Here is a 22,546-nt window from a genome sequence, read left to right as displayed (position 1 = left end):
GACCGACCTCGCACACAGGAGTGACGGGGATCACGTCCATTTCCGGACATGAAGCAAGGACGCGTCATGGCTGCTTACCAACAGATCTTCGACCCCGTCGGGGGGTCTCTCGCATGGAGCGCGCTGTTCGCCGCACTTCCCCTCGTCACCCTGTTCGTGCTGCTGGGCGGGCTGAAGTGGAAGGCGTGGAAGGCCTCGCTGGTGTCCCTGGCGGTCGCGCTGGGGGTGGCGGTCTTCGCCTACTCGATGCCCGTCGGGCAGGCGGCGCTGGCCGCGAGCGAGGGAGCCGCGTTCGGCCTGTTTCCGATCATCTTCATCGTGCTGAACGCACTGTGGATCTACAAGATGACCGAGATCACCGGCTGGGACGCGGTGCTGCGCAGGGCCTTCGGATCACTCTCCGGTGACCAGCGGGTCCAGGCCGTGATCATCGCGTTCTGCTTCGGCGCGCTGCTCGAGGCGCTCGCCGGCTTCGGCACCCCGGTCGCCGTCTCCTCCGTGATGCTGATGGCCGTCGGCCTGCGGCCGATGAAGGCCGCCGCGGTCTCCCTCGTCGCCAACACCGCCCCGGTCGCCTTCGGCGCCATCGCGGTCCCGATCACCACCCTCGGCAAGATCACCGGCATGGACGCGGCCGACCTCGGCGCCATGGTCGGACGCCAGACCCCGCTGCTCGCCCTGTTCGTGCCGCTCGTCCTGGTCTTCATGGTGGACGGCAGGCGCGGTGTGAAGCAGACCTGGCCGATCGCCCTCGTCGCCGGATTCGCCTTCGCCGCCGCCCAGTTCGTCAGCGCCAACTACATCTCGTACGAGATCGCCGACATCGTGGCCGCCTTCGCGGGCGCCCTGGCCGTCGTGGGCATGCTGCGCGTCTGGCAGCCCAAGGAGGTGCTGGCCGCGCAGGCGCAGACCCCGGTCATCGCCGGCGGCTCCACCGCCACCGACCGTTCGGACGCGATCGCACGGCGCCGCCAGACCGGCGAGGGCTCCGCCCTCAAGGCCTTCGCCCCGTACCTGATCGTCGTGGCGCTCTTCTCCGTGGCCACCGCCGGACCCGTCAAGGCCTGGCTGGATGCCCACTCCGGCTGGAAGTTCGCCTGGCCCGGCCTGGACGTCGTCAACGCCAAGGGTGAGCCGCTGTCCGCCCTGACGTACAACTTCAACATCTTCAACGCCGGCGGAACCGTCCTGCTGGTGGCCGGACTGCTCACCGCCATCCTCTACGGCATCGGCGGCCGGCGGACCTCGGGCGCCTACATCGACACGATCCGCCAGTTCCGCTGGACGATCGTCACCGTGATGTCGGTGCTCGCCCTGGCCTATGTGATGAACCTGTCCGGCCAGACGGTCACCCTCGGCCTGTTCCTGGCGCAGACCGGCGCCGCCTTCGCCCTGCTCTCCCCCGTGGTCGGCTGGCTCGGCGTGGCCGTCACCGGCTCCGACACCTCCTCCAACTCCCTCTTCGGCATGCTCCAGGTCACCGCCGCCGAGGAGACCGGCATCTCCGCCTATCTGCTCGGCGCGGCCAACACCACCGGCGGTGTGCTCGGCAAGATGATCTCCCCGCAGAACCTCGCCATCGCCGCGGCGGTCGTCGGCCTCGAAGGCCGGGAGGGCGAGCTGTTCCGCAAGGTCGTCGGCTGGGGTCTCGGCATGCTCGTCGTGGTCTGCGGCCTGGTCTACCTCCAGTCGACCCCGGTCCTGGACTGGATGGTGGTGCGCTGATGCCCGCCGGCACCGATCTGGCCAGGGACCTGGCCGCGATCGTGGGGCAGGACCATGTACGGACCGACGACGGCGCCCTCACCGCGTACGCCCGCGACGCCACCCCGCTCTTCCACTCCCGGCCGCAGGCCGTGGTGCTGCCCGGCGGCACCGAGGAGGTCGCGGCGGTCCTCCGCTACGCCACCGCCCGCGGCATCCCCGTGGTGCCGCGGGGTGCCGGCTCCAACCTGTGCGCCGGCACCGTGCCGCTGACCGGCGGGATCGTCCTGGTCCTGACCCGGATGAACGAGCTGCTCGAAATCAGCCCCGACGAACTGCTGGCCCGCGCGCAGACCGGGGTGTCCACCGCCGTGCTGGCGGACGCCGCGGCCGCCAAGGGCCTGCTCTACGCCCCTGATCCGGGCAGCAGGACCGTCTCCACGATCGGCGGCAACGTGGCGACCTGCGCCGGGGGCCTGCGCGGGCTCAAGTACGGCGTCACCCGCAACTACGTCCTCGGGCTCGAGGCCGTCCTGCCCACCGGTGAGGTCATCCGCACCGGGGGCAGGCTGTGGAAGGACGTCGCCGGCTACGACCTGACCCGGCTGCTCACCGGCTCCGAGGGCACCCTCGCGGTGATCACCGAGGCCACCGTGGCGCTGCTCCCGGCACCCGCCGAGACCGGCACCGGAGTGGCGTACTTCGACAGCCTCGCCGACGCCTCCCGCGCGGTGGCGGCCGTCATCGCCTCCGGGATCGTCCCGGCGACCCTCGAGTTCCTCGACCGCAAGTGCATCGACGCGGTCGAGGCGTTCGCCGGCCTCGGCCTGCGCGAGGACGCCGGTGCGCTGCTGCTGTTCGGTGACGACGGCTCGGCGGCGAACGTCGCCGGGAACCTCGCCAGGATCGGGGACGTCTGCCGGGACAACGGTGCGCTGGAGGTCACGCTCGCGGAGAACGTGGCCCGCGCGGAGGCGCTGCTCGCCGCCCGTCGCTGCTCCCTGCCGGCGCTGTCCCGGCTGGGTTCGCTGACGATCCTCGAGGACGCCACCGTGCCCCGGCACCGCATGGCCGAGATGGTCGACCGCATCGACGCCATCGCCGACCGGTACGACCTGCGGATCGCCACCTTCGGCCACGCCGGGGACGGCAATCTGCACCCGACCTGTGTGCTGGACCCCGACGACGGCGAGGGCGCCGACCGCGCCCACAAGGCCTTCGCCGAGATCTTCGCCGCGGCGATCGGGATGGACGGCACCATCACCGGCGAACACGGCGTGGGGGCGGCCAAGTTGCCGTACCTGGCCGACCGGCTCGGGGACGACCAGGTCGCCCTGTTGCGCCGTATCAAGAAGGCCTTCGACCCCGCAGGCATCCTCAACCCCGGAAAGCTCGGCTCATGACCGACCACGACACCGTGGACAACTCCGGCCCGTGCGGCTCCTCCGGCGCCGGGTGCGCCGGAGGGGCCTGCGGGCCCGCCCCCACGGCCTCCCCCGCTTCCCCCGCTCCCACCGCTTCCCCGGCGCCCGGAGCGCCGGGCCTCGGGATCTTCGACAAGGAACTGCTGGACCGCTGCATCTCCTGCGGGTTCTGTCTGCCCGCCTGCCCCACCTACGCCCTCACCGGCGAGGAGACCTCGTCCCCGCGCGGGCGCATCACCCTGATGCGGGCCCTGGAGACCGGGGACCTCGGTCCCGACGATCCCACGCTGGCCGAGGAGTCCTCGTTCTGCCTCGGCTGCCGTGCCTGCGAGACGGTGTGCCCGGCGGGCGTGGAGTACGGCCAACTGCTGGAGCAGTGGCGCGACCACCAGTGGAGCGGCCGTAACCGGCCGTGGATCGCGCGGGGCCTGATGGCGCTGGTCTCCCGGCCGGGGCTGCTGCGCCTCCAGGGGCTCGTGCGGCGTCATGCCCGCGGCCCGGGCAGGAAGACGGAGCCGCGCGATGCCACACCCGCGCCCTCGTCGTCTCCGTCGTCCCCGCCGGCGACGAATCCGGCGGAGGGGCCGGAGCAGCCCGTGTCCCTGATGCTGGGCTGTGTGGAACGCGGCCTCTACCCGGAGGTGTCGCAAGCCGTACGGCGCCTGTGCCCGGAGGTGGACGTGCCGGCCGCGCAGGGCTGCTGCGGCGCGCTGCACGCGCACAACGGCGACTCGGCCACCGGTGAGAAGCTCGCCCGCACGCTCGGCGAACAACTGCCGGGCACCGTCCTCACCACGGCGGGCGGCTGCGCCGCACACCTCGCGCACCACCTCGGCCGCGACCGGGTACGGGAGCTGAGCGAATACCTCGACGAGCGAGGGCACCGGCCGGCCGGGCAGGTCACGGTCGACGGCCGCAGAGCGCGGGCCGCCCTCCAGGACTCCTGCCACCTGCGCAACGGTCTGGGAGTGACCCGACCTCCCCGTGAGCTGATCGCCGAAGTGGCCGACTACGTCGAGCTGCCCGGCGCGGGACAGTGCTGCGGCGCGGCCGGAACCTACGCGATGCTCCGGCCGGCCGACAGCAAGAAGGTGCTGGACCCGAAACTGACGGAGGTGGAGCATGCGGACGTGGACTACGTCGTGGCGCTGAATCCGGGCTGTCTGCGACAGCTCGAACAGGGACTGCGCCGTGTCCGCTCCCGCGCGAAGGCCATCCATCTGGCCGAGTTCCTCGCCCTGGCGGCGGAGCAGGGGCCCGGCCGGCCGGCTCCCGGAGCCGGTGCGGCCGACACGACGGAGCGGTGAGATCGCATGCCCACAGATCACGCCTGCCAGGCCGCGGCCGACGCCGTGGCGCACAGTCTGGGTGACCTTCGGGAGTATCTGGGCGACCCCGGGGAGTACGGCGGTGGCTTCCGGCAGCGGTACCGCGGCTCGCCCGACGGCGCGGCGGGACTGCTGACGTTCCTCGACGGTCTGCACGCCGAGCTGCACGGCGCCCTGACCGGGTGGCACTCGACCGTGGGCCACCGGATCCTCGATGTCCTCGGGCTGCCCGTGCCGGGGGCCGGGGGCGGCGCCGCATCGCGGCCGTCCGGTTGGGAGGCCCTCACCGTGGCGCGGTACAGGGCGGAGGAGATCCTCACCGCCCTGTCCGTCCGGCCACGCGGCGACGCGACCGGTACGGCGGGCCTGCCCCGCAGACTGGAGCTGGTGGAGGACGTGTTCGCCGGTGCCCTGCGCCGGCTGGCCGTACCGGCGGGGGAGTCGGCCGACCGCGCCGCCGAAGTGGCGGCCGCGACCGGCTCGCTCTTCGGCATGCACCCCGTGCACCGGCCCCGGGCCGCCGACCCGTCCCCCGCACCGGCCCCCGCCCGGCAACCGGGGCCGCCGGTCGTTGCCTTCCCGCAGATGGGCGACATCGCCCAGGGCGGCATGCCCTGACCCACGGCGCGCCGGTCCGGTGCCCGGCCGGCCCGCCGGACCGGTGCCACCCACCCGACCATGGCCGCACGCCGGACCACTGCCGCACCCCGGACCAGGGCCAGCACCGGGGGGGGTGCCACCCACCCGACCACGGCCGGCCCGCCGGACCACGGTCGGCGCGGCGGGCCACGGTCGGCGCGGCGGGCCGGTTCGGGACGGGAACGATCCGCGCGGAAGCCGGCGAGCCGAAGAAGGCCTTCGCCCTCGAAGCCGTCGGCTCCGGGCCGCTGCCGCGCACACCACCGGCACCGCACACCGTGCGGTCCCGCCGGGCGGGGTCGCCACGGGAGCGCCGTCTCCGGCGGCCTCCAGGAGCGCCGGGCCGACAGGACGTTCGCGGCAGGCCTGAGTGGAGCCCGTCCGGCGGATCGTGGCGCAGACGCGGCGTCAGGCAAGCGCTTCCCCCTTGCCTGACAGGGGTGGGAGGGGACGTACCTGCCGCCACTCTCCCGAGTCGACCAGGCGCCGCGTGTTGGCCGGCGTCAGGCGTGGACGCAGGGAGCGCCGTTCAGGGTGACGTCGGTGGGCGGGGAGTTGGTGCCGTGCCACGACGCGAGGAAACCGAAGGCGAGTTTCCCGCCGGCCGCGACCCTCTTGTTGTAGTCGGCGGCGGTGGCGGTGACGCGGGAGCCGTCCTGGCTCGCCGAGGCGTCCCACACCTGGGTGATGCGCTGGCCGTCCTCGAAGGTGAAGCCGACGCGCCAGGAGTCGAGCGGGTGCGGTGCGGTCACCGTGACGGTGGCCTGGAAGCCGTCGGGCCACTGGTTGACCAGGTCGTAGTCGACCCGGCAGGGGGCGGGCCCGCTGCGGGCGGCGGTGGTCTCGGGCGCGGCGGTGCCGGAGGAGGTGCCCTGGGGTTCGGGTACGGAGTCGGGGTCGGGGTCCTTCCGCTCCGGTGTGCGCTCCGCGGTCGCCTGCGGGGCGTTGGGGGTGGCGTCGTCGGACGGGACGGTGGAGGCGGTCGGGGCGGTGGGGGCCGGCGGCAGCGAGGGGCCGGGGTCGGCCGCCGGCGGGCGTTCGGGGTCGGGGCGGGCCGCGCTCTCGGCGGTGCGCTCCCCGAAGGGCATCAGCGAGACGGCGAGCGCGAGCAGGGAGACGAGGGCGGCGGCGGCCAGCAGTCCGTGCCGGGCGACGCGCGTCCGGCCGTTCTGGTCGGCCGGGTCACCGGTGCCGGCGTCGGCCCGGTCCGGGCGTCCGGCGCCGAGCCGTACCTCGGCGGCACGCCGGCGGCGCTCCAGGTAGGCGAGGCCGCCCCAGCCGATCACCCCGCCGACCAGCGCCCCGGGCAGTCCCCCGCCGTGCAGCCGCAGACAGGCGGCTGCCTCGGCGCACTGCTGGCAGGTGGCGAGGTGCCGGGAGAGGTCCTCGGGGGTGTCCGCGGCGGGCGAGCGGGTGACCGCGTCGAGGAGCCGGGCGTAGCTGCGGCACTCCGCGCCCATCGGGGAGTCGAGATGGTTGCGGTGGCAGCGGTCCCGGAACAGGCGGGACACCTGGGCGAGTTCGTCGGCCACGGTGTCGGGGTCGAGGCCGAGCCGGCGGGCGATCAGCGGCAGCGGCAGGGCCTCCGCGTCGGCCAGCCACAGCAGTTCGGCGTCCGCCTGCTGGAGATCGCGCAGTCCGCGTACGGCGACCGGGCGTCCGAGCGGCGGGCCGGTGTAGCGGGCGGCCTGGTCGGAGTGCAGCCACAGCCGGAGGTCGGGGTCGAGCTTGTGCCCCTGCCCCGATTCCTCCCAGGCGGCCGCGGTGGTGCGTACGGCCGTCAGCAGCAGGGGTATCCGGGGCAGCCGGCTGGAACGGCGGCCGGTGCCGCGCAGGCTGCCCGCCTCCGCGGCGCGCAGCTCTCCTATGCCCTGGGCGAAGGCCTCGCGGGCCAGTTGTGCCGCGGCGGTGGAACCCGCCGTGCAGAGATCGGCGTAGGAGAGCACCGCGTCCCAGCATTCGGAGAACAGCGCCGCCTCGGTGGCGTCCTGAGGGCTCGGCAGGTCGGGCATGAGACTCCTGCATCCACGAGCGAGGTCAACTCGCCATTCCGACTTTGGAGTTGAGGGGAACCTCGCGGCAGTGGACGAGAGCTTCGCACGTTCTCTGCACAACTGACAAGCGCTGTCTTCACTTTCCGTGGCCGCTTCGCAACCCCTCGCGTGGACAATACGCAAGGAAGGCCGGAACGTCTCGGTTCCGGCCTTCCTTGTTGACGAGACGCCCGCGGAGGCGGGCCGCCCCGGGTGCCTCAGGCGGTCTCGGCGGTCTCGGCGGGCTCCCGCGCCGGCAGGCTGTCCATGAAGGAGCTGACCGAGAACACGGCCTGGCCGGGTCCGGGCGGGCCGTAGCCGGGGGGCGAGGACAGACCGAAGTCCTCCATGGTCTGCCGGTATGCCTGGAGCAGCCGGATGTGGTACTCCAGCGGGGCGCCCTGCGGGTTGGCCTTGCCGAGCGGGGTGGTGGGCTCCGGGCACCAGGTGGTGAAGCGGGGCGTGATGCCGTGCGACATGAAGAAGCGCAGGCCTTCGGTGGTGGAGGCGATGGCCTCGTCGACCGTCTTGAAGCCGAACGGCTCGGCCATCTCCACGCCCGCCACGAAGTTGGGGATCACGTTGCTCGCGCCGAAGACGTCCGCGGAGTCCAGGATGCGCCGGTGCCACTCGTCGCGGCCGACGTAGCGCTCCTTGCCCGGGCAGTACATCTTGAAGAGGTACTCGTCCCACACCTCGTAGTTGGGGTGGTAGATCTGTACGCCGTAGTCCTTGAAGCGCTGCACGTCGTCGCGGGGCAGCGCCTGGGCGACGACCTTGCCGATCCAGCGGCCGGGGAAGCGCTCCTCGATGGCCTTGGCGTAGTGGCCGTAGAAGTCCGCCTCGTCGCGTCCCGAGACGGTCCTGGTGATGGCGCCGCCGGTGAGGGTGTAGGCGGTGGAGGCCTTCGCCGTGTCGTACCGGTCGATGATCTCCAGGGCCTCGAGGACCTCCTCGACGTCCTTCACCCCGGTGTAGGGCCGGCCGGCCGCCTTGTGCTGGCGCCAGTTGTGGTTGATGTCGCAGTACTGGCACTCCTCCTTGGCGCCGAAGTACTGGCAGACCCGGAAGACGGTCAGGTAGATCAGATAGCCCCACTGGATGGTGGGGGCCACCTCCATGACCGACTTCCCGTTGGACAGGGTGTGCCGGTAGTACTCGGGCATGGGCGGCACCCCGACGTCCGAGATCCGCTTGCCGTCGAGGTAGAGACCGAGCACGCCGTGCTCGTCGGCGGCGACGCGGTAGGGGGAGGCCGGGTTCACCCGCACCGACACCACCGTGCGGCGCAGGTCGTACGGGCCGCCGGTGAGGATGATCTCCTCCGGCGGGCGCCGCAGCGCGGCCTCGCCCAGCTCGGGCAGGGTGCCGTGGTCGAAGGAGAAGATGAAGTACGACTTCGGCTTGACCTCGCCGCTCTCGTTGTCGCTGAGCGCGGACGGGTCGAAGGCCACACCGCCGCGCAGCAGGTCCTCCTTGAGCACGGCCTCGCGCGGTACGTGCGGGAACCGCTCCATCAGATCCTCGACCAGCGCGGTGCGGCTGCCCATCGACGCGTTCTCCTCCCGGTTCGGACGTACGACTCCTCACGGTATGCCCCCGGCCGGGCATCCGGGGTGGCGGGTCCCCCCACATGGCGTGGGTCACTCCCGGGATATGTTCCGGACGGGGCCCTTTCCGGCCCCGAGGGCCGGGAAGGACGAGGGATGGCCGAGAGCGTGACCAACTGGGCGGGCAACATCACGTACGCCGCCGGGGAACTGCACCGCCCGCACACCCTGGACGCGCTGCGCGCGCTGGTCGCCGCGAGCCCCCGGGTGCGGGCCCTGGGCAGCGGGCACTCCTTCAACACGATCGCCGATGCCGGTGCCGGCGGTGTGCTGCTCTCCCTCGACGCCCTCCCGGCGCGCATCGACGTGGACACGGCGGCCCGGACGGTACGGGTCGGGGGCGGGGTGCGCTACGCGGAGCTGGCCCGGGAGGTGCACCGGCGGGGGCTGGCGCTGGCGAACATGGCGTCGCTCCCGCACATCTCGGTGGCCGGTTCGGTCGCCACCGGCACCCACGGCTCCGGGGTCGGCAACGGCCCGCTTGCCTCGTCCGTGCGCGCGGTGGAACTGGTCACGGCGGACGGCTCGACGGTGACCGTGGCGCGCGGCGACGAGCGGTTCGGCGGCGCGGTCACCTCGCTGGGCGCGCTCGGTGTCGTCACCGCGCTCACCCTGGACCTGGAGCCGGCCTTCGAGGTCGAGCAGCGGGTGTTCACCGGGATGCCCCTGGAGGGGCTGGACGACGCCACGTTCGAGAAGGTGATGTCGGCGGCGTACAGCGTGAGTCTGTTCACCGACTGGCGGGAGCCGGGCTTCGGCCAGGTGTGGGTGAAGCGGCGCACCGATCAGCCGCCGGCGGACATCCCCTGGGCCGCCGCCGCGACCGAGAAGATGCATCCGGTGCCGGGGATGCCGGCGGTGAACTGCACCGAGCAGTTCGGGGTGCCGGGCCCCTGGCACGAGCGGCTGCCGCATTTCCGGGCGGAGTTCACGCCGAGCAGCGGGGCGGAACTCCAGTCGGAGTACCTGATGCCGCGCGGGTCGGCCGTTCGCGCGCTGCGGGCGCTGGACGGGATCCGGGAGACCGTCGCGCCGGTGCTGCAGACCTGCGAGGTGCGCACCGTCGCCGCCGACGACCAGTGGCTCGGCCCTTCCCACGGGCGGGACACGGTGGCCGTCCACTTCACCTGGGTCGAGGACACCCGGACGGTGCTGCCCGTGGTGACCCGGGTGGAGGAGGCGCTGGCACCGTTCGGCGCGCGGCCGCACTGGGGCAAGGTGTTCACCACGCCGGCGGCGGAGCTGCACGCCCGCTATCCGCGCCTGCACGACTTCCGGGCGCTCGTGCGTGACCTGGACCCGCGGGGCACGTTCACCAACGCCTTCGTCCGGGACGTGCTGGGCGACTGACCGCGCGTGCCCGACGCTCCTTCCCACCGTCCGCTCCGGACTTCGTCCAGCCCCTTTCCTAAGCCCTTGTCGAACGTTCCGTCGCGTGCGTAGCCTTGCCGCGCGCCGGTGCCGGCCCGGCCCGGCAGGGAGGGGGGCAGCTGACGGTGAAGCGCACATCACGGGACATCCGTACGGCCAACCGCTATCAGGTACTGCGCCAGATCATCGCCGCGTCGCCCACCTCACGGCAGGAACTGGCGGCCGCGACCGGGCTGAGTGTCGCCACCGTAGCCACCCTGGTCGGTGAGCTGCTCGGCCTCGGCCTGATCACCGAGGTCGGTTTCGAGGACTCGGCCGGGGGCCGCCCCCGGGGGCTGGTGGCCGTCGACGCGTCCGGGGGCGCGCTGATCGGTGTCGACCTGGCCGAGACATATGTCCGGGTCGAGCTGTTCGACCTCGCGCTGAACGTCCTGGCCCGCGCCCAGCAGGAAATGCGCCCCGGGGACGGCCGCCCCGAGCAGGTCGTGGGGCATGTCGCCACGGCGGTCGGGGCGGTCGTGGCGCAGGCCGGGGTGGAGGGCGCGCGGGTGCTCGGGGCGGGGGTGAGCGTGCCGGGCCAGGTGGACCGGGACACCGGCGTCTCCGCGTACGCGCCGAACTGGGACTGGCACGACGTGCCGCTGCTCGATCTGCTCGCCGAGCACATCGCCTATCCCCTGTATCTGGACAATCCGCTGCGCGCCTGCGCGGTGGCCGAGCTGTGGTTCGGGGCGGCGCGCGGGCACGGGGACGCGGTGGTGGTCAACCTCGGCACCGGGGTGGGCGCCGGGCTGGTGCTGGGCGGCGGGGTGCACCGGGGCGTGAGCAACAGCGCCGGCGAATGGGGGCACACCACGCTCGTCCTGGACGGCCGCCCGTGCCACTGCGGCAACCGGGGGTGTGTGGAGACGTACACGGGGGCGCCCGGGATCATGCTGAACCTGCGGGAGCTGAGCCCGGACAGCCCGCTGCTGCACGCGGAGGACCAGACGGCCACCGTCGACGCGCTCGCCCGGGGTGTGGGCGCGGGCGATCCGGTGGCCCTGGAGGTGCTCCGGCACACCGCCCGCTATCTGGGTGCCGGTGTCGCCGGTCTGATCAACCTCTTCAACCCGGAGGTGGTCGTGCTCAGCAGCTGGGTCGCGGCCGCGTTCGGTGAGCCGCTGCTCGACGAGGTGCGCTCCGCCGTGGCCCGGCACGCGCTGCGCCGTCCGCTGGCCGCCACCCGGATCGTCCTCTCCCCGATCCCGACCGACCCGGTGTGCCTGGGAGCGGCGACCTTCGCGCTGGAGGGCGCGTTGCAGTCGGCCGGGAAGGGCGCCGGGAGCCGGACCTCCGGCGCCCGGCGGTAACGCCCGCGCCGGAACGTCTTGTTCGTCATCACGAACAGCCCCCACCACTTCGACCGCACTTTGTCCAACCCCTTGCCGAAGTATTGGCCGAAGGTTAACGTCCCGCGCACCGCAAGTCCTTGAGCGCACCACCCAGCCGAGCCGCAGTCGCAGCCACAGCCGCACAAGAGACGAGGACGCCGACATGCCGGGATCGAACAGCAGCACATGGGACCGCCGAGCAGTACTCCGCGGCGCCCTGGGACTCACCGCCGCCGGCGGGCTCGCCGCGTGCGGCGGCAACAACGGCCGCGGGGGCGGCTCGGGTTCGGGGTCGGGCACATCCCTGGTCCAGTACTTCCACGCCTACGGCGAGGCCGGCACCGAGCAGGCGATCAAGCGGTACGCCAAGGCCTACGGGGAAGCGGACGTGTCCACGCAGTGGATCACGGGCTCCAACTTCGAGAGCAAGCTGTTCGCCTCGCTGCTCACCGACAAGGCGCCGGACGTCTTCGAGTTCCATCCGCAGATCCAGCTCGTCAAGAGCGGTCAGGTGGCCGATCTGACCGAGCTGATCGACCCGGTGAAGGACGACTTCAACCCGGCCGACATCCAGTCGCACACCGTCGACGGCAAGATCTACGGCATACGGATGATCGACGACCCCCAGTTCTTCTTCTACCGCAAGTCGCTCTTCGACAAGGCGGGCGTCGGCATCCCGCGGACCCTCGACGAACTCCTCGCCACGGCAGCGGAGTTGACCACGGACAAGGTCAAGGGCATCTACCTCGGCAACACCATGCACTCGATCGTCAACCCGCTGATCTGGGCGTCCGGTGCCGACACCCTGGACGCGAACAACGAGATCGCGTACCACACGGACGGTGTCGCCGACGGCTTCCGCACCCTGCGCACGCTGTTCTCCAGCGGCGACCTGCTGCTCGACGCGCCGACCGACTTCTGGGACCCCTCCGCGCTCAACCAGGGGCTCACCGCCATCCAGTGGTGCGGGATGTGGGCCATGCCCCTGATGCAGGAGGCACTGGGCGACGACCTGGGCATCTTCCCCTTCCCCAAGGCCACCCCGTCCGGCAAGCAGGCCGTCTACAACGGCGGCTGGTCGATGTTCGTCAACGCCAAGGGGAAGAACGTGGAAGCGGCCAAGGAGTACGTGAAGTGGCTGTGGATCGACCGGAAGGAGTACCAGGAGGACTGGGCGCTCTCCTACGGCTTCCACATCCCGCCGCGCACCTCCATCGCCGAGTCCGCCGACAAGCTGAAGTCGGGCCTTCCGGCCGAGGGCGTACGGCTGTTCAACGAGTTCGGCCACTTCGACAACATCGGCTGGACCCAGGCGATGATCAGCGCCCTGGAGGACGTCCTCGCCAACTGTGTCCGCAAGGGCGGTGACCCGGACGCCGAGCTCGGCAAGGCCGACACGAAGGTCAACCGCGAGCTCGACAAACTCTTCGGATAGAGCGGCGGACGGGCACTCACACGATGTCGACCACCACCACACGGCGCCAGGTCACCGGCCCCGCCCCCGCCCGGCCACGGCGGAGCCCGCGGGCCGCCGGCACCCTCGCCTTCTGGCTGTTCACCGGTCCCTTCCTCATCGGCCTGCTGGTCTTCGTCTACGTCCCCATCCTCTGGAGCGCCTGGCTGTCGCTCTTCGAGGCCCGCTTCACCGTCACGCCCAGCGAGTTCGTCGGCTTCGAGAACTACCGCACCATGCTCACCGACGACGAGTTCATGGGCTCCCTCGTCACCTTCACCGTCTTCGCCGCGATCATCGTCCCCACCACCTGGGCCCTGTCGCTCGCACTCGCCCTCGCGGTCAACCGGCTGCGCTTCATGCGGGCGTTCTTCCGGTCGGTGTTCTTCCTGCCCACGGCGGTGAGTTACGTAGCCGCCTCGCTCATCTGGAAGATGTCCATCTTCAACGGCGTGCGCTTCGGACTCGCCAACACGGTCCTCGGCTGGTTCGGCGCCGACACCACCGCCTGGCTGGCCAGCCCCGACCCTCCCTGGTACTGGCTGGTCATCGTCACCGTACGGCTGTGGCTGCAGGCCGGCTTCTACATGATCCTGTTCCTCGCGGCGCTGCAGAACATCCCGCCCGAGCTGTACGAGGCGGCGGCCATCGACGGGGCGAAACCCGGCTGGCAGACGTTCCGGCACATCACGCTGCCGCAGCTGCGCACGACCTCGACGGCCGTGGTCCTGCTGCTGCTCGTGGCGGCGTACCAGGCCTTCGACGAGTTCTTCAACCTGCTCAACAAGACCACCTGGGGGCGGCCGCCCCTGGTGGAGCTGTACTACAAGGCGCTGGGCGACAACCAGGACTACGGCGCCGGCAGCGCGGGCGCGCTCATTCTGACGCTGCTGATCTGTCTGGTGACGCTGCTCCAGGGCCGGATCATGGGCTTCGGCAAGGGGGAGGGATCGAAGTGACCACCACCACGCCCGAGCCGGGGACCTCGCGCCGGGTCCGGCGCGGGAGCGTCGTCGGCTCCGCGGGCCTGTACGCCGCCACGGCCGTCGCCGCGCTGCTGTTCCTCGTCCCGTTCTATCTCATCGTGCGGGGCGCCCTGTCCACGGACGCCGAGATCACGGGCGAGGAGTGGACGTTCTTCCCCAGCGACGTCCAATGGGGCAACATCACCGAGCCGTTCGACGATCCGACGGTCGACTTCGCCCGCTCGCTGTGGAACTCGGCGGTCGTCGGTGTGGCGCACACCGCCGGCACCCTGCTGGTCTGCTCGCTCGCCGGCTACGGTCTCGCCCGCATCCCGTACCGGCACGCCGACAAGGTGTTCTACGCGGTGCTGGTGACCCTGATGGTGCCGACCGCGGTCACCTTCGTGCCCAGCTTCGTGCTGGTCTCCTCGCTGGGCTGGGTGGACAGTTACCGGGGTCTGATCATTCCGGGGCTCTTCAGTGGTTTCACCTGCTTCCTGTTCCGGCAGTACTTCCTGGGGTTCCCCAGGGAGCTGGAGGAGGCGGCGCGGGTGGACGGACTCGGCTACTGGGGCGCGTACTGGCGGGTCGTCGTGCCGAACTCGCTGAACTTCTTCGCCGCGATCGCCACGATCACCTTCATCAGCGGCTGGAACTCCTTCCTGTGGCCCCTGGTCATCGGCCAGGACCCGAGCGCCTGGACCGTCCAGGTCGCCCTCTCCTCCTACATGACCAACCAGACCGTCAACTTCCATCTGATCTTCATGGCCACGGCCATTTCCATCCTCCCCCTGGTGTGCGTGTTCCTGTTCCTCCAGCGCTGGCTGGTCCAGGGCATCGCACAGACCGGGATCAAGGGCTGAGGGGGAGACCCGTGTCGTCGCGCACCCCCTGGACCACCGTCCGCCCCGGTCAGTGGTCCGCGCAGCAGGGCGTGGGGTCCGGGGCCTCGAACGGCACGAGGGTGCCGCCCCGGGCCGGGGTGGCGGCGAGGACGAGTTCGTCCCGCTGCCACTGCGGCCGCACATGGTCGCGGGTCATCACGCGGGTCCCCGGACCGGGCGGCACGGGCGTGCCCAGCACCGTCACGCGGGCGATCGCGGAGCGGTCGAGGAGCTCCGCGACGGTCGTCGTGCCGGTGAGCGTGCGGACGCCCGGATAGAGCACCGCGCGTCCCGCCGGGTCGGGCAGTCCCGGGGAGACGGCACCGTACCCCGCGAGCCGCTCCCGGAGGGTGTCCGGGAGCGGTCGCGAGGGCAGGGACAGGGACACCACGACGCGCGGCCGGTCGTCGCGCACCAGGTGGGTGCAGCCGAACAGGTCCTCGGGGAGGTCGAGTCCGGCCGCCATCCGGTGCAGCAGACGGTCGGCGTCGAGCAGGTCCGTGACACCCGCGTCCACCGTGAGGGCGTACGGGGTCACGACGGCAGGACCCACACCGGGTTGGTGTAGAACCACAGGTCGCGCCACGGGTCGGCGTCGCCGACGACATCGATGGCGGGGCCCGCCGGGTCCACCTCGGCGCCCCTCGCGCCGACGGCGGACCGGTTGCCGTCGGTGCCGCGCATCCGGACGTACAGCGGGCGGTCGACGCGGCCGAGGTCGAAGGTGACGCGGACGGTGCCGGCCGACTTGTCGATCTCGTACGAGCGGACCACCTTCGCCGTGGGCGCGGTGAACGTGTCCTTGTCGGCGACCGGTCCGGTGACATCACCCTGGATGACGTCGACACGCGCGAGTTCGGGGGTGAAACCGGCCCAGTTGGGGCCGCCGGCGAGGGCGATGTCGGCGGTCAGCGTGACCCGGGTGCCCTTGCGGACGTGCAGGGCGCCGCCGAGCGTGGCCCAGCGGCCGCCGCCGGAGACACGGACGTCGAGGCCGCTGATGAGCTGTCCGTGGTCGACCCAGATACGGCCCGCGCGGATGCCGTCCATGACGGCGGCGTAGGAGAAGCCGTCGGCACCGACGTGGGTGCGGCTGTACTGGCCGGGCCAGTAGTCGCCCTCGGTGACGTCGATCCCGCCGCCGTAGACGGGGTCGGGGTACCGGCCGTCGGTGGCGAAGTCGCCGCCCGGGCCGCGGACGGCGGTGTCGGCGTAGACCTGGTGGGAGTCGGAGTTGGCGGTGATCCACCAGGGGCGGCCCTCGGCGAGGAGGCTGTCCCACAGACCGCCGACCGTGGCGGTCATCCAGTCGAAGCCGCCCCAGGTGCGGTAGCTCTCCAGCGGATAGCCGACGAAGGAGTTGGCGCCGGGGCTGCCGTCGTAGATGCCGCGGGCGCGGCCCATGCCGAGCGGCTTGGGCAGGCCGGCGGCCTGGTGGCCGGGGGCACCCTCGAAGCCGACGGCGATCTGCCGGTCCCTGCCGGTGGCGTCGCGCCAGGCACGGATCTCGTGCGGGGAGTCGATGCCCTTGCGCGCGGGGTGGTTGGCCAGCATCAGGGCGTCGCGGACCTTGCGCCGTCTCACCTGGTCGGCGAGGAAGTGGAGACCCGCCACGGCGAGCGCCTCATGGGCGGGGGTGGAGCTGGTGGCGCCCTTGACGCCGCCGTCGTAGTCGGTCTCGAACTGCTTGAGGACGGAGACCTCGCCCGGGCCGGGGTGGACGAAGACGGTGCCGTGCTCGGCGGCCGGGATGTTCCACTCCAGGCCCTGGAAGACCAGGGTGTCCTCGTAGGCGGCGCGGGCCTCCCTGACGTCCGGGTTGACCTTCTCGACGCCGATCCTCGCGTGGGTGACGCTGCCGTGGTCGGTGATGACCAGCCAGTCCATGCCGTGCCGGGCGCCCTGGCGGACCTGGTCGACCACGCGGTACTTGCCGTCGCTGCTGTACTGGGTGTGGATGTGGTGATCGCCCGCCAGCCAGAGGAAGCCCTTGTTGCCCTTGCCGCCGCCCTTGCCGCGACGGCTGTCGCCCGCCGCGTGCGCGGGCGCGGTGCCGCCGACGGGCAGCACGGTCCCGGCCGCGAGCCCCGCGCCGAGCAGCCCGGCCCGGCGCAGCAGCGTGCGGCGGGACTTCTGCTCGGGGTTCAGTGCCTCGTCGGGTACGGAGGTGTCGAAGGCGGCGGGCAGGGGCGCCGTCGCCTCGTGCCGGTGGTCGTGCCCGTGGTCGTGCCCGTGGTGGTGGTGCGGTCCGTGCGTGTGCCCGTGTCCGTGGCCCATGAAGTGTCTCCTCGATGCCGCGGCGCGACCACGCCGCGTGAGGAGGATCGAGGCGGCGGATGAACGAGGCACCACCGTCGGGTGATCGGCACATGCCTCTGACGCGACGGCTCGCCGCTGCCTCCATGGACCGGGTTCGCACCCCGGATCGCCCGGCTCTCCCCACTCCTCGGACTCGCCGTCCCCCACCACCCGGACGTCGGGTCGGAACCGTGCCCCACGGGGCGGCACGGGCCTGGGGCGCCCCGGTTCCGGTCGGAACGCCCCAGGGGCTCATCCCACCCCGACAAGGCCCTTGTGCACCAGACTCAGGTCGAACAGTTCGTCACGGACCGGTTCCGCGTACGCGGTGGCGCCGTGGACGGAGGAATTCAACTCCCCTCCCCCGCCGCGCCATCGGCCACGGGGACGCCGAAGTCGGGGGTCCCGTCCGCCTTCCAGCCGAGCTTCTGGACGCGGGTGTGCCGGTTGGGGTCGTGCAGGGGGTCGCCGTCGATCTCCTTGTACTGACGGGCGTGATAGACGAGGACGTCGGTACGGCCGTCCTCGGCGACGGTGAAGCAGCCGTGACCGGGGCCGTACTGCCGGGTGGTGTCGTTGCTGGTGAAGACGGGGACGGGCGACTTGGACCAGTTCGCCGGGTCCATGAGGTCGCCGTCCTCGTCGGCGGTCAGCAGGCCCATGCAGTAGTTGGCGTCGGTGGCACTGGCGGAGTAGGTCATGAACAGCCGCCCGTTGCGCTTCAGGACGTACGGCCCCTCGTTGACGGCGAACCCGACGCGCTCCCAGCCGTACTCGGGCGTGGACAGCCGTATCTGCGGTCCCGTCAGGGTCCAGGGGTCGGCCATCTCGGAGAGCCAGAGGGCGGTGTTGTTGTCCATGCCGGGTTCGTGCTGGGCCCAGCAGAGATACCGGGTGCCGCGGTGGGCGAAGGTGGTGGCGTCCAGGGAGAAGGTCTCCCAGGCCGTCCTGATCCGCCCCTTCTCCACCCAGGTGCCCTTGAAGGGGTCGGGGTGGGCGTTCTCCAGGACCCACACGCCGATGGCCCACACGTCCTCGGCGGGCGCGGCGGCGAAGTAGATGTACCACCTGCCGGCGACACGGTGCATCTCCGGCGCCCAGATGTGGGCACCCATGTCACCGGTGGGGTGCGCCCGCCAGATGACGGACTCGGCGGCGCGGGACAGGCCGTTCAGCGTGCGGGAGCGGCGCAGGACGATCCGGTCGTACTCGGGCGCGGTGGCGGTGAAGTAGTAGAAGCCGTCGGTGTGGCGGGTGATGTGCGGGTCGGCCCGGTTGCGGACGAGCGGGTTCACGTACGGGGCCGCTTTCCGGGGTGCCGCGGCGTGGGCGGCGGGGGCCGCCGCGGCCAGGGCGCCCGCGGCGAGGGCACCCTTCAGCAGGAGTCTGCGGGCGGGGGACGGGGCGGGGAGGTCGGCGGCGCGGCTCATGCGGTCTGCCTCTCGTGGGGGAGGACGAAGGACGAGCGTGCTCGGTATACCGAACGTCATCTGACATGACGAACGCCGAAAAGGTAAGGGTGTGCCGCCGGGAGGTCAACGGGTCCGGCGGGACCGGACGGAAACCGCCTTCTACGCGGGCGCGAAGGCGTGCATCCGGTCCCCGCCGGGCTGCACCACGCCGTAGGTGCCCTCGGGGACGGCGTTCCAGGCGCCGGGCAGATCGCCCAGCGGCTCGGAGACGATGAGGCGGGCGTCGTCGGCGATCTCGCGCAGGAAGGCCAGGTCCGGGTGGAGGGAGCGCAGGGTGGCCACGCTGGTGCTGTAGAACAGCGAGCGTGTCCTCTTCCCGCTGGAGTAGCGGAAGGCCCACAGGCGTTCGCCGTTCGTCACCGCGACCGTCATCTGCAGGGGGAAGTCCACGCCGTGCGCGCGGCCGGTGCGTTCCACCAGGCCGGCCATCCGGGCGACGGCGCCCGGCGGATCCCCCTCCAGACCGAGGGTGAGCGCCAGGTAGAACATCATCTCGGAGTCCGTGGACCCCTCGATGTCGGCGAACAGGCCCGGGTCGACGGACATCGCCAGGTCGCGCCGGATGAGGTGGAAGCCCTCGATCGCGCCGTTGTGCATCCACATCCAGGGGCCGTGCCGGAACGGGTGACAGTTGGTCTGCTGCACCGCCGTGCCGGTGGAGGCCCGGATATGGCCGAAGAACAGCGGCGAGACGACGTGCCGGGCGATCTCCCGCAGGTTGCGGTCGCTCCAGGCGGGACCGATGTCGCGGACGACCGCGGGACTGTCGCTGCCCTGCCCGTACCAGCCGACTCCGAACCCGTCACCGTTGGTGGTCTCGACGCCCATCTTGGCGTGCAGGCTCTGGTCGATCAGCGAGTGGGCCGGCTTGTAGAGGATGCTGTCGAGCAGGATCGGCGTGCCCGAATAGGCGAGCCAACGGCACATGTCCGCCGCCTTCCCGGCCCCACGGGGCCGTCGTCCGGTCGTTCCCCCTCAGGGACCGGGCATCGTCACCCGCCGTCCCGGGGTCGGCCTGGTCCCGCGCCGGTTCCGAGGTCGGCCTGGTCCCGCGCCGATTCCGAGGTCGGCCTGGTCCCGCGCCGGTTCCGAGGTCGGCCTGGTCCCGCGCCGGTTCCGGGGCCCCGTCCCTCGCGGCCTTCGGGGCCGGCCCGGTCTCGCCCGACCACTCGGGGGGACCGCTGCCCCACCGCGTACCCACATCCCATACGCCCGCACGGAACGCGGACCCGCGGCGCCCCCCGGGGGGGCCGATCCACCGAACGGTCCCGCAGCGGGCGGGCCGCCCACCACCAAGGTCCCGCGGCCGTCGGTGCCGGCCCGGCGATGCCGGCAGACCCGGAGCACGCGGCGCGGGCCGACGGCCGCGAGCGGGGACGGCGCGCCGGCCGCGGGGGTGAAGGGCGCCGGCAGAGGGCTCGCCACGTCCCTCCGGACGACGGTCCGCGACACCGCGCGGGGCGAGGGCTCAGCGTTCGGAGCGGGAACCCGGTCGCGCCACGCACAGCGCCCAGATGATGAACCCGGAGAAGGCGATCATCACGACGGACCAGACCGGGTAGTACGGAAGGGACAGGAAGTTGGCGATGACGAGCAGCCCGGCGATCACCACGCCGGCGACACGGGCCCACAGGGCTCCCCGGACCAGGCCGAGGCTGACGAGCACCGCGATGACGCCGAGCGCCAGATGGGTCCAGCCCCAGGCGGTGAGGTCGAACTTGAAGACGTAGTTCTCCGTCGACACGAAGACGTCGTCCTCGGCTATGCCCATGACGCCCCGGAGGACGTCGAGCACTCCCACGATCATGAGGGAGACGGCGGCGAAGACCGTCAGGCCCTCGGCCCACTGCCGCTTCGCGGCCGGCGCGTGGGAGCCGGTCGCGCCGCGTGCTCCGTGTGTCGGGTGTGTCGCTGCCATGGCGGATGCCTCGATTCGGTGTCGTGCGGTCAGCGCCCCGTGGACGAGGTGAACGGGCCCGGGTTCTCCGCCGGGCCGTGACCGCTCAGGACCAGCTCCTTGGCCCTGCGGAACTCGTCGTCCGAGATGTCGCCGCGTGCCTTGATCTCGGACAGCCGGGCGAGATCCTCAACGCTGCTGCGCTGTCCGTCGGCGCCCTTGGCGGTCTCGCGGACGTAGCTGTCGAACGCCTCCTGCTGCGCGCGCGCCTGCGCGATCTCCCGGCGCCCCATGTTCTTGCCGCGGGCGATCACGTAGACGAAGACGCCCAGGAAGGGCAGGAAGAGCGTGAACACCAGCCAGCCGGCCTTGGCCCAGCCGCTCAGGTCGTCGTCACGGAAGATGTCGACGACGACCCGGAAGAGCAGGACCAGCCACATGATCCACAGGAAGACGATCAGCAGGGTCCAGAAGGCGCTCAGCAGGGGGTAGTCGTACGCGAGGTACATGGCGTCGCTCATCTCCGTCCTCCGTCCCGGGCTTGCGCCCGACATGTCGGCCCCCGTGTGGTCATGGTCCGTCCCCCGGCCCTCCACGGCCTCACCCGGGACGGGTGATCCGGTCCTGGCGCGGGCGCGGTGGACTGGGCGGCGAGCAGGCGTCGTCCGAGGTGCAGGCGGGAGACAGCGATGGCCGTACCGAGTCCGTTCAGCTGCTTCCTCTCACCGGCCGAGCGGGCCGCGCACGGCAAGAACGCGCGCGGCCGTGCCCCGCGCGCCTCCCACGGGGCGTTCAAGGAGCCCCGGAACCGGCCCGACCCCGTCGACGTGATCGAGCGGCAGTCCGCGACCCGCCTTCCCGAGCTGGTGCCGATCCGCTACGGCCGCATGCTCGAATCCCCCTTCCGGTTCTACCGGGGTGCGGCGGCCGTCATGGCCGCGGACCTCGGTCCGGCTCCGGACACCGGGCTGACCGTGCAGCTCTGCGGTGATGCCCATCTGCTCAACTTCCGCCTGCTGGCCTCCCCCGAGCGCCGTCTCGTCTTCGACATCAACGACTTCGACGAGACCCTCGCCGGTCCCTTCGAATGGGACGTCAAGCGGCTGGCGGCGAGCTTCGCCGTCGCCGGGCGGGCGAACGGCTTCGCCCTCGACGAGCAGGACGACGCGGTGCGCGCCTGCGTGGCCGCGTACCGCCGTCGCATGCGGGAGTTCGCGGGGATGCGCACCCTCGATATCTGGTACGCGCAGGACGACGCCGACCGGCTGCGCGAGCTCATGGCCTCGTCGCTGGACGACGAGGCGCGGCGCCGCACCACGAAGGCGACCCGGCGCGCCCGGACCCGCACGCATCTCCAGGCGTTCGCGAAGCTCACCCGTGTCACGCCGGAGGGGCGGCGCATCGCCGCGGATCCGCCGTTGATCACGCCGCTGCGCGACCTGCTGGACGACCCCTCCACCGAGCAGCGGGCCCTGCGCGACGTCCTCGACGGGTACGCGGGTTCGCTGTCGTCGGAGCGCCGGCATCTGCTGGGCCGCTACCACCTGGTCGACGTGGCCCGGAAGGTGGTCGGTGTCGGCAGCGTCGGCACGCGTTGCTGGATCGTGCTCCTGCTCGGCAGGGACGACGACGATCCCCTGCTGTTGCAGGCCAAGGAGGCGCAGGAGTCGGTGCTCGCCCCGTACACGGACGGCGAACGCTTCGACAATCAGGGCCGGCGCGTGGTGGCCGGGCAGCGGCTGATCCAGACGACCAGCGACATCCTGCTGGGCTGGACGCACGCCGTGGGGCTCGACGGACGCCCCCGTGACTTCTACGTGCGTCAGCTGCGCGACTGGAAGGGCATCGCCCGCCCGGAGACCATGGACCCGGGCCTGCTGCGGCTGTTCGCGCGCCTCTGCGGGGCCAGTCTGGCGCGGGCCCACGCCCGCTCCGGCGATCCCGTCGCCATCGCCGCCTACCTGGGGCGCGGCGACCGCTTCGACCGGGCGCTCACCGGGTTCGCGCAGGACTACGCCGACCGGAACGAGCGTGACTTCGAGGCGCTGGGCGCCGCCGTACGCTCGGGCCGGGTGCACGCCCGAACCGCGTGACT

18 protein-coding genes are annotated in these 22,546 nt (G+C 72.1%); 10 read left to right on the top strand and 8 right to left on the bottom strand.

Annotated elements, in window-relative coordinates:
* Window positions 1-66 precede the first annotated feature (66 nt).
* The 4 genes from ACIF9R_RS20035 to ACIF9R_RS20020 are packed head-to-tail and all read left to right on the top strand — an operon-like array spanning window position 67 to window position 5,074.
* The gene (locus ACIF9R_RS20035; RefSeq protein ID WP_399981666.1) at window positions 67-1,725 is read left to right on the top strand and encodes an L-lactate permease; all 1,659 of its coding nucleotides are present in this window, start codon (window positions 67-69) and stop codon (window positions 1,723-1,725) included.
* Window positions 1,725-3,107: an FAD-binding oxidoreductase gene (locus ACIF9R_RS20030; protein ID WP_399981664.1), complete on the top strand. Its 1,383-nt coding sequence runs from the start codon at window positions 1,725-1,727 to the stop codon at window positions 3,105-3,107. Before ACIF9R_RS20035 ends, ACIF9R_RS20030 begins: the two co-directional genes overlap by 1 nt.
* Window positions 3,104-4,435, top strand: a complete 1,332-nt coding sequence (locus ACIF9R_RS20025) for a (Fe-S)-binding protein (protein ID WP_399981661.1) — start codon at window positions 3,104-3,106, stop codon at window positions 4,433-4,435. The genes ACIF9R_RS20030 and ACIF9R_RS20025 overlap by 4 nt, the downstream gene beginning before the upstream one ends.
* 6 nt (window positions 4,436-4,441) lie before the next feature.
* Window positions 4,442-5,074, top strand: a complete 633-nt coding sequence (locus ACIF9R_RS20020; protein WP_399981659.1) for a hypothetical protein — start codon at window positions 4,442-4,444, stop codon at window positions 5,072-5,074.
* A gap of 524 nt (window positions 5,075-5,598) precedes the next feature.
* On the opposite strand, the gene ACIF9R_RS20015 is transcribed toward ACIF9R_RS20020, so the two are convergent.
* Window positions 5,599-7,107 carry a cellulose binding domain-containing protein gene (locus ACIF9R_RS20015; protein ID WP_399981657.1) on the bottom strand — a complete coding sequence of 503 codons (1,509 nt, stop codon included), beginning with the start codon at window positions 7,105-7,107 and terminating at the stop codon, window positions 5,599-5,601.
* Window positions 7,108-7,346: 239 nt separating this feature from the next.
* Window positions 7,347-8,678 carry a radical SAM protein gene (locus ACIF9R_RS20010; RefSeq protein WP_399981654.1) on the bottom strand — a complete coding sequence of 444 codons (1,332 nt, stop codon included), beginning with the start codon at window positions 8,676-8,678 and terminating at the stop codon, window positions 7,347-7,349.
* A gap of 156 nt (window positions 8,679-8,834) precedes the next feature.
* Between ACIF9R_RS20010 and ACIF9R_RS20005 the strand changes: the two genes are divergently transcribed.
* From ACIF9R_RS20005 to ACIF9R_RS19985, 5 genes are all read left to right on the top strand, one after another.
* A complete protein-coding gene (locus ACIF9R_RS20005; RefSeq protein WP_399981651.1) occupies window positions 8,835-10,088 on the top strand; it encodes an FAD-binding protein in 1,254 nt (417 codons plus the stop codon).
* A 146-nt stretch (window positions 10,089-10,234) separates the two neighbouring features.
* Window positions 10,235-11,461, top strand: coding sequence for an ROK family protein (locus tag ACIF9R_RS20000; RefSeq protein WP_399981649.1), 1,227 nt, complete (start codon window positions 10,235-10,237; stop codon window positions 11,459-11,461).
* 184 nt (window positions 11,462-11,645) lie between these two features.
* A complete protein-coding gene (locus ACIF9R_RS19995; RefSeq protein ID WP_399981647.1) occupies window positions 11,646-12,917 on the top strand; it encodes an ABC transporter substrate-binding protein in 1,272 nt (423 codons plus the stop codon).
* A gap of 23 nt (window positions 12,918-12,940) precedes the next feature.
* Entirely contained in the window at window positions 12,941-13,894 is a 954-nt protein-coding gene (locus ACIF9R_RS19990) for a carbohydrate ABC transporter permease (protein WP_399981644.1), read from the top strand.
* A complete protein-coding gene (locus ACIF9R_RS19985; protein ID WP_399981642.1) occupies window positions 13,891-14,763 on the top strand; it encodes a carbohydrate ABC transporter permease in 873 nt (290 codons plus the stop codon). Before ACIF9R_RS19990 ends, ACIF9R_RS19985 begins: the two co-directional genes overlap by 4 nt.
* A 49-nt stretch (window positions 14,764-14,812) precedes the next feature.
* Here the strand turns inward: ACIF9R_RS19985 and ACIF9R_RS19980 are convergent, their stop codons facing one another.
* The 6 genes from ACIF9R_RS19980 to ACIF9R_RS19955 form a co-directional block, all read right to left on the bottom strand.
* Complete coding sequence (locus ACIF9R_RS19980; RefSeq protein WP_399981640.1) at window positions 14,813-15,337, bottom strand: hypothetical protein; 525 nt, start codon at window positions 15,335-15,337, stop codon at window positions 14,813-14,815.
* Window positions 15,319-17,061 (bottom strand): PHP domain-containing protein, encoded by a 1,743-nt coding sequence (locus ACIF9R_RS19975; RefSeq protein WP_399981638.1) that lies wholly within the window; start codon window positions 17,059-17,061, stop codon window positions 15,319-15,321. Before ACIF9R_RS19975 ends, ACIF9R_RS19980 begins: the two co-directional genes overlap by 19 nt.
* A gap of 371 nt (window positions 17,062-17,432) precedes the next feature.
* Entirely contained in the window at window positions 17,433-18,512 is a 1,080-nt protein-coding gene (locus tag ACIF9R_RS19970; protein WP_399981636.1) for a family 43 glycosylhydrolase, read from the bottom strand.
* Window positions 18,513-18,653: 141 nt separating this feature from the next.
* Window positions 18,654-19,481, bottom strand: coding sequence for a class II glutamine amidotransferase (locus ACIF9R_RS19965; protein WP_399981634.1), 828 nt, complete (start codon window positions 19,479-19,481; stop codon window positions 18,654-18,656).
* A gap of 541 nt (window positions 19,482-20,022) precedes the next feature.
* A complete protein-coding gene (locus ACIF9R_RS19960) occupies window positions 20,023-20,472 on the bottom strand; it encodes a hypothetical protein (protein ID WP_399981632.1) in 450 nt (149 codons plus the stop codon).
* Window positions 20,473-20,501: 29 nt separating this feature from the next.
* On the bottom strand, window positions 20,502-20,972 hold the full coding sequence (locus tag ACIF9R_RS19955) for an SHOCT domain-containing protein (RefSeq protein ID WP_399981630.1): 471 nt from the start codon (window positions 20,970-20,972) through the stop codon (window positions 20,502-20,504).
* 168 nt (window positions 20,973-21,140) lie between these two features.
* Here ACIF9R_RS19955 and ACIF9R_RS19950 point away from each other — a divergent pair, with 168 nt between their 5' ends.
* Entirely contained in the window at window positions 21,141-22,544 is a 1,404-nt protein-coding gene (locus ACIF9R_RS19950; protein ID WP_399981627.1) for a DUF2252 domain-containing protein, read from the top strand.
* Window positions 22,545-22,546: the final 2 nt, after the last annotated feature.

Source organism: Streptomyces sp. NPDC086080 (assembly GCF_044540255.1).
GTDB lineage: Bacteria > Actinomycetota > Actinomycetes > Streptomycetales > Streptomycetaceae > Streptomyces.
The sequence above is the reverse complement of the archived record's forward strand: the minus strand, read 5'-3'. Positions and strand labels throughout refer to the sequence as shown.

Coding starts and splice junctions, on each gene's coding strand:
- ACIF9R_RS19995 (WP_399981647.1), top strand. CDS start 11,646: ATGCCGGGATCGAACAGCAGCACATGGGACCGCCGAGCAGTACTCCGC.
- ACIF9R_RS20025 (WP_399981661.1), top strand. CDS start 3,104: ATGACCGACCACGACACCGTGGACAACTCCGGCCCGTGCGGCTCCTCC.
- ACIF9R_RS20035 (WP_399981666.1), top strand. CDS start 67: ATGGCTGCTTACCAACAGATCTTCGACCCCGTCGGGGGGTCTCTCGCA.
- ACIF9R_RS20020 (WP_399981659.1), top strand. CDS start 4,442: ATGCCCACAGATCACGCCTGCCAGGCCGCGGCCGACGCCGTGGCGCAC.
- ACIF9R_RS20015 (WP_399981657.1), bottom strand. CDS start 7,107: ATGCCCGACCTGCCGAGCCCTCAGGACGCCACCGAGGCGGCGCTGTTC.
- ACIF9R_RS20030 (WP_399981664.1), top strand. CDS start 1,725: ATGCCCGCCGGCACCGATCTGGCCAGGGACCTGGCCGCGATCGTGGGG.
- ACIF9R_RS19960 (WP_399981632.1), bottom strand. CDS start 20,472: ATGGCAGCGACACACCCGACACACGGAGCACGCGGCGCGACCGGCTCC.
- ACIF9R_RS19950 (WP_399981627.1), top strand. CDS start 21,141: ATGGCCGTACCGAGTCCGTTCAGCTGCTTCCTCTCACCGGCCGAGCGG.
- ACIF9R_RS19965 (WP_399981634.1), bottom strand. CDS start 19,481: ATGTGCCGTTGGCTCGCCTATTCGGGCACGCCGATCCTGCTCGACAGC.
- ACIF9R_RS19970 (WP_399981636.1), bottom strand. CDS start 18,512: ATGAGCCGCGCCGCCGACCTCCCCGCCCCGTCCCCCGCCCGCAGACTC.
- ACIF9R_RS20010 (WP_399981654.1), bottom strand. CDS start 8,678: ATGGGCAGCCGCACCGCGCTGGTCGAGGATCTGATGGAGCGGTTCCCG.
- ACIF9R_RS19955 (WP_399981630.1), bottom strand. CDS start 20,972: ATGAGCGACGCCATGTACCTCGCGTACGACTACCCCCTGCTGAGCGCC.
- ACIF9R_RS19975 (WP_399981638.1), bottom strand. CDS start 17,061: ATGGGCCACGGACACGGGCACACGCACGGACCGCACCACCACCACGGG.
- ACIF9R_RS19990 (WP_399981644.1), top strand. CDS start 12,941: ATGTCGACCACCACCACACGGCGCCAGGTCACCGGCCCCGCCCCCGCC.
- ACIF9R_RS20005 (WP_399981651.1), top strand. CDS start 8,835: ATGGCCGAGAGCGTGACCAACTGGGCGGGCAACATCACGTACGCCGCC.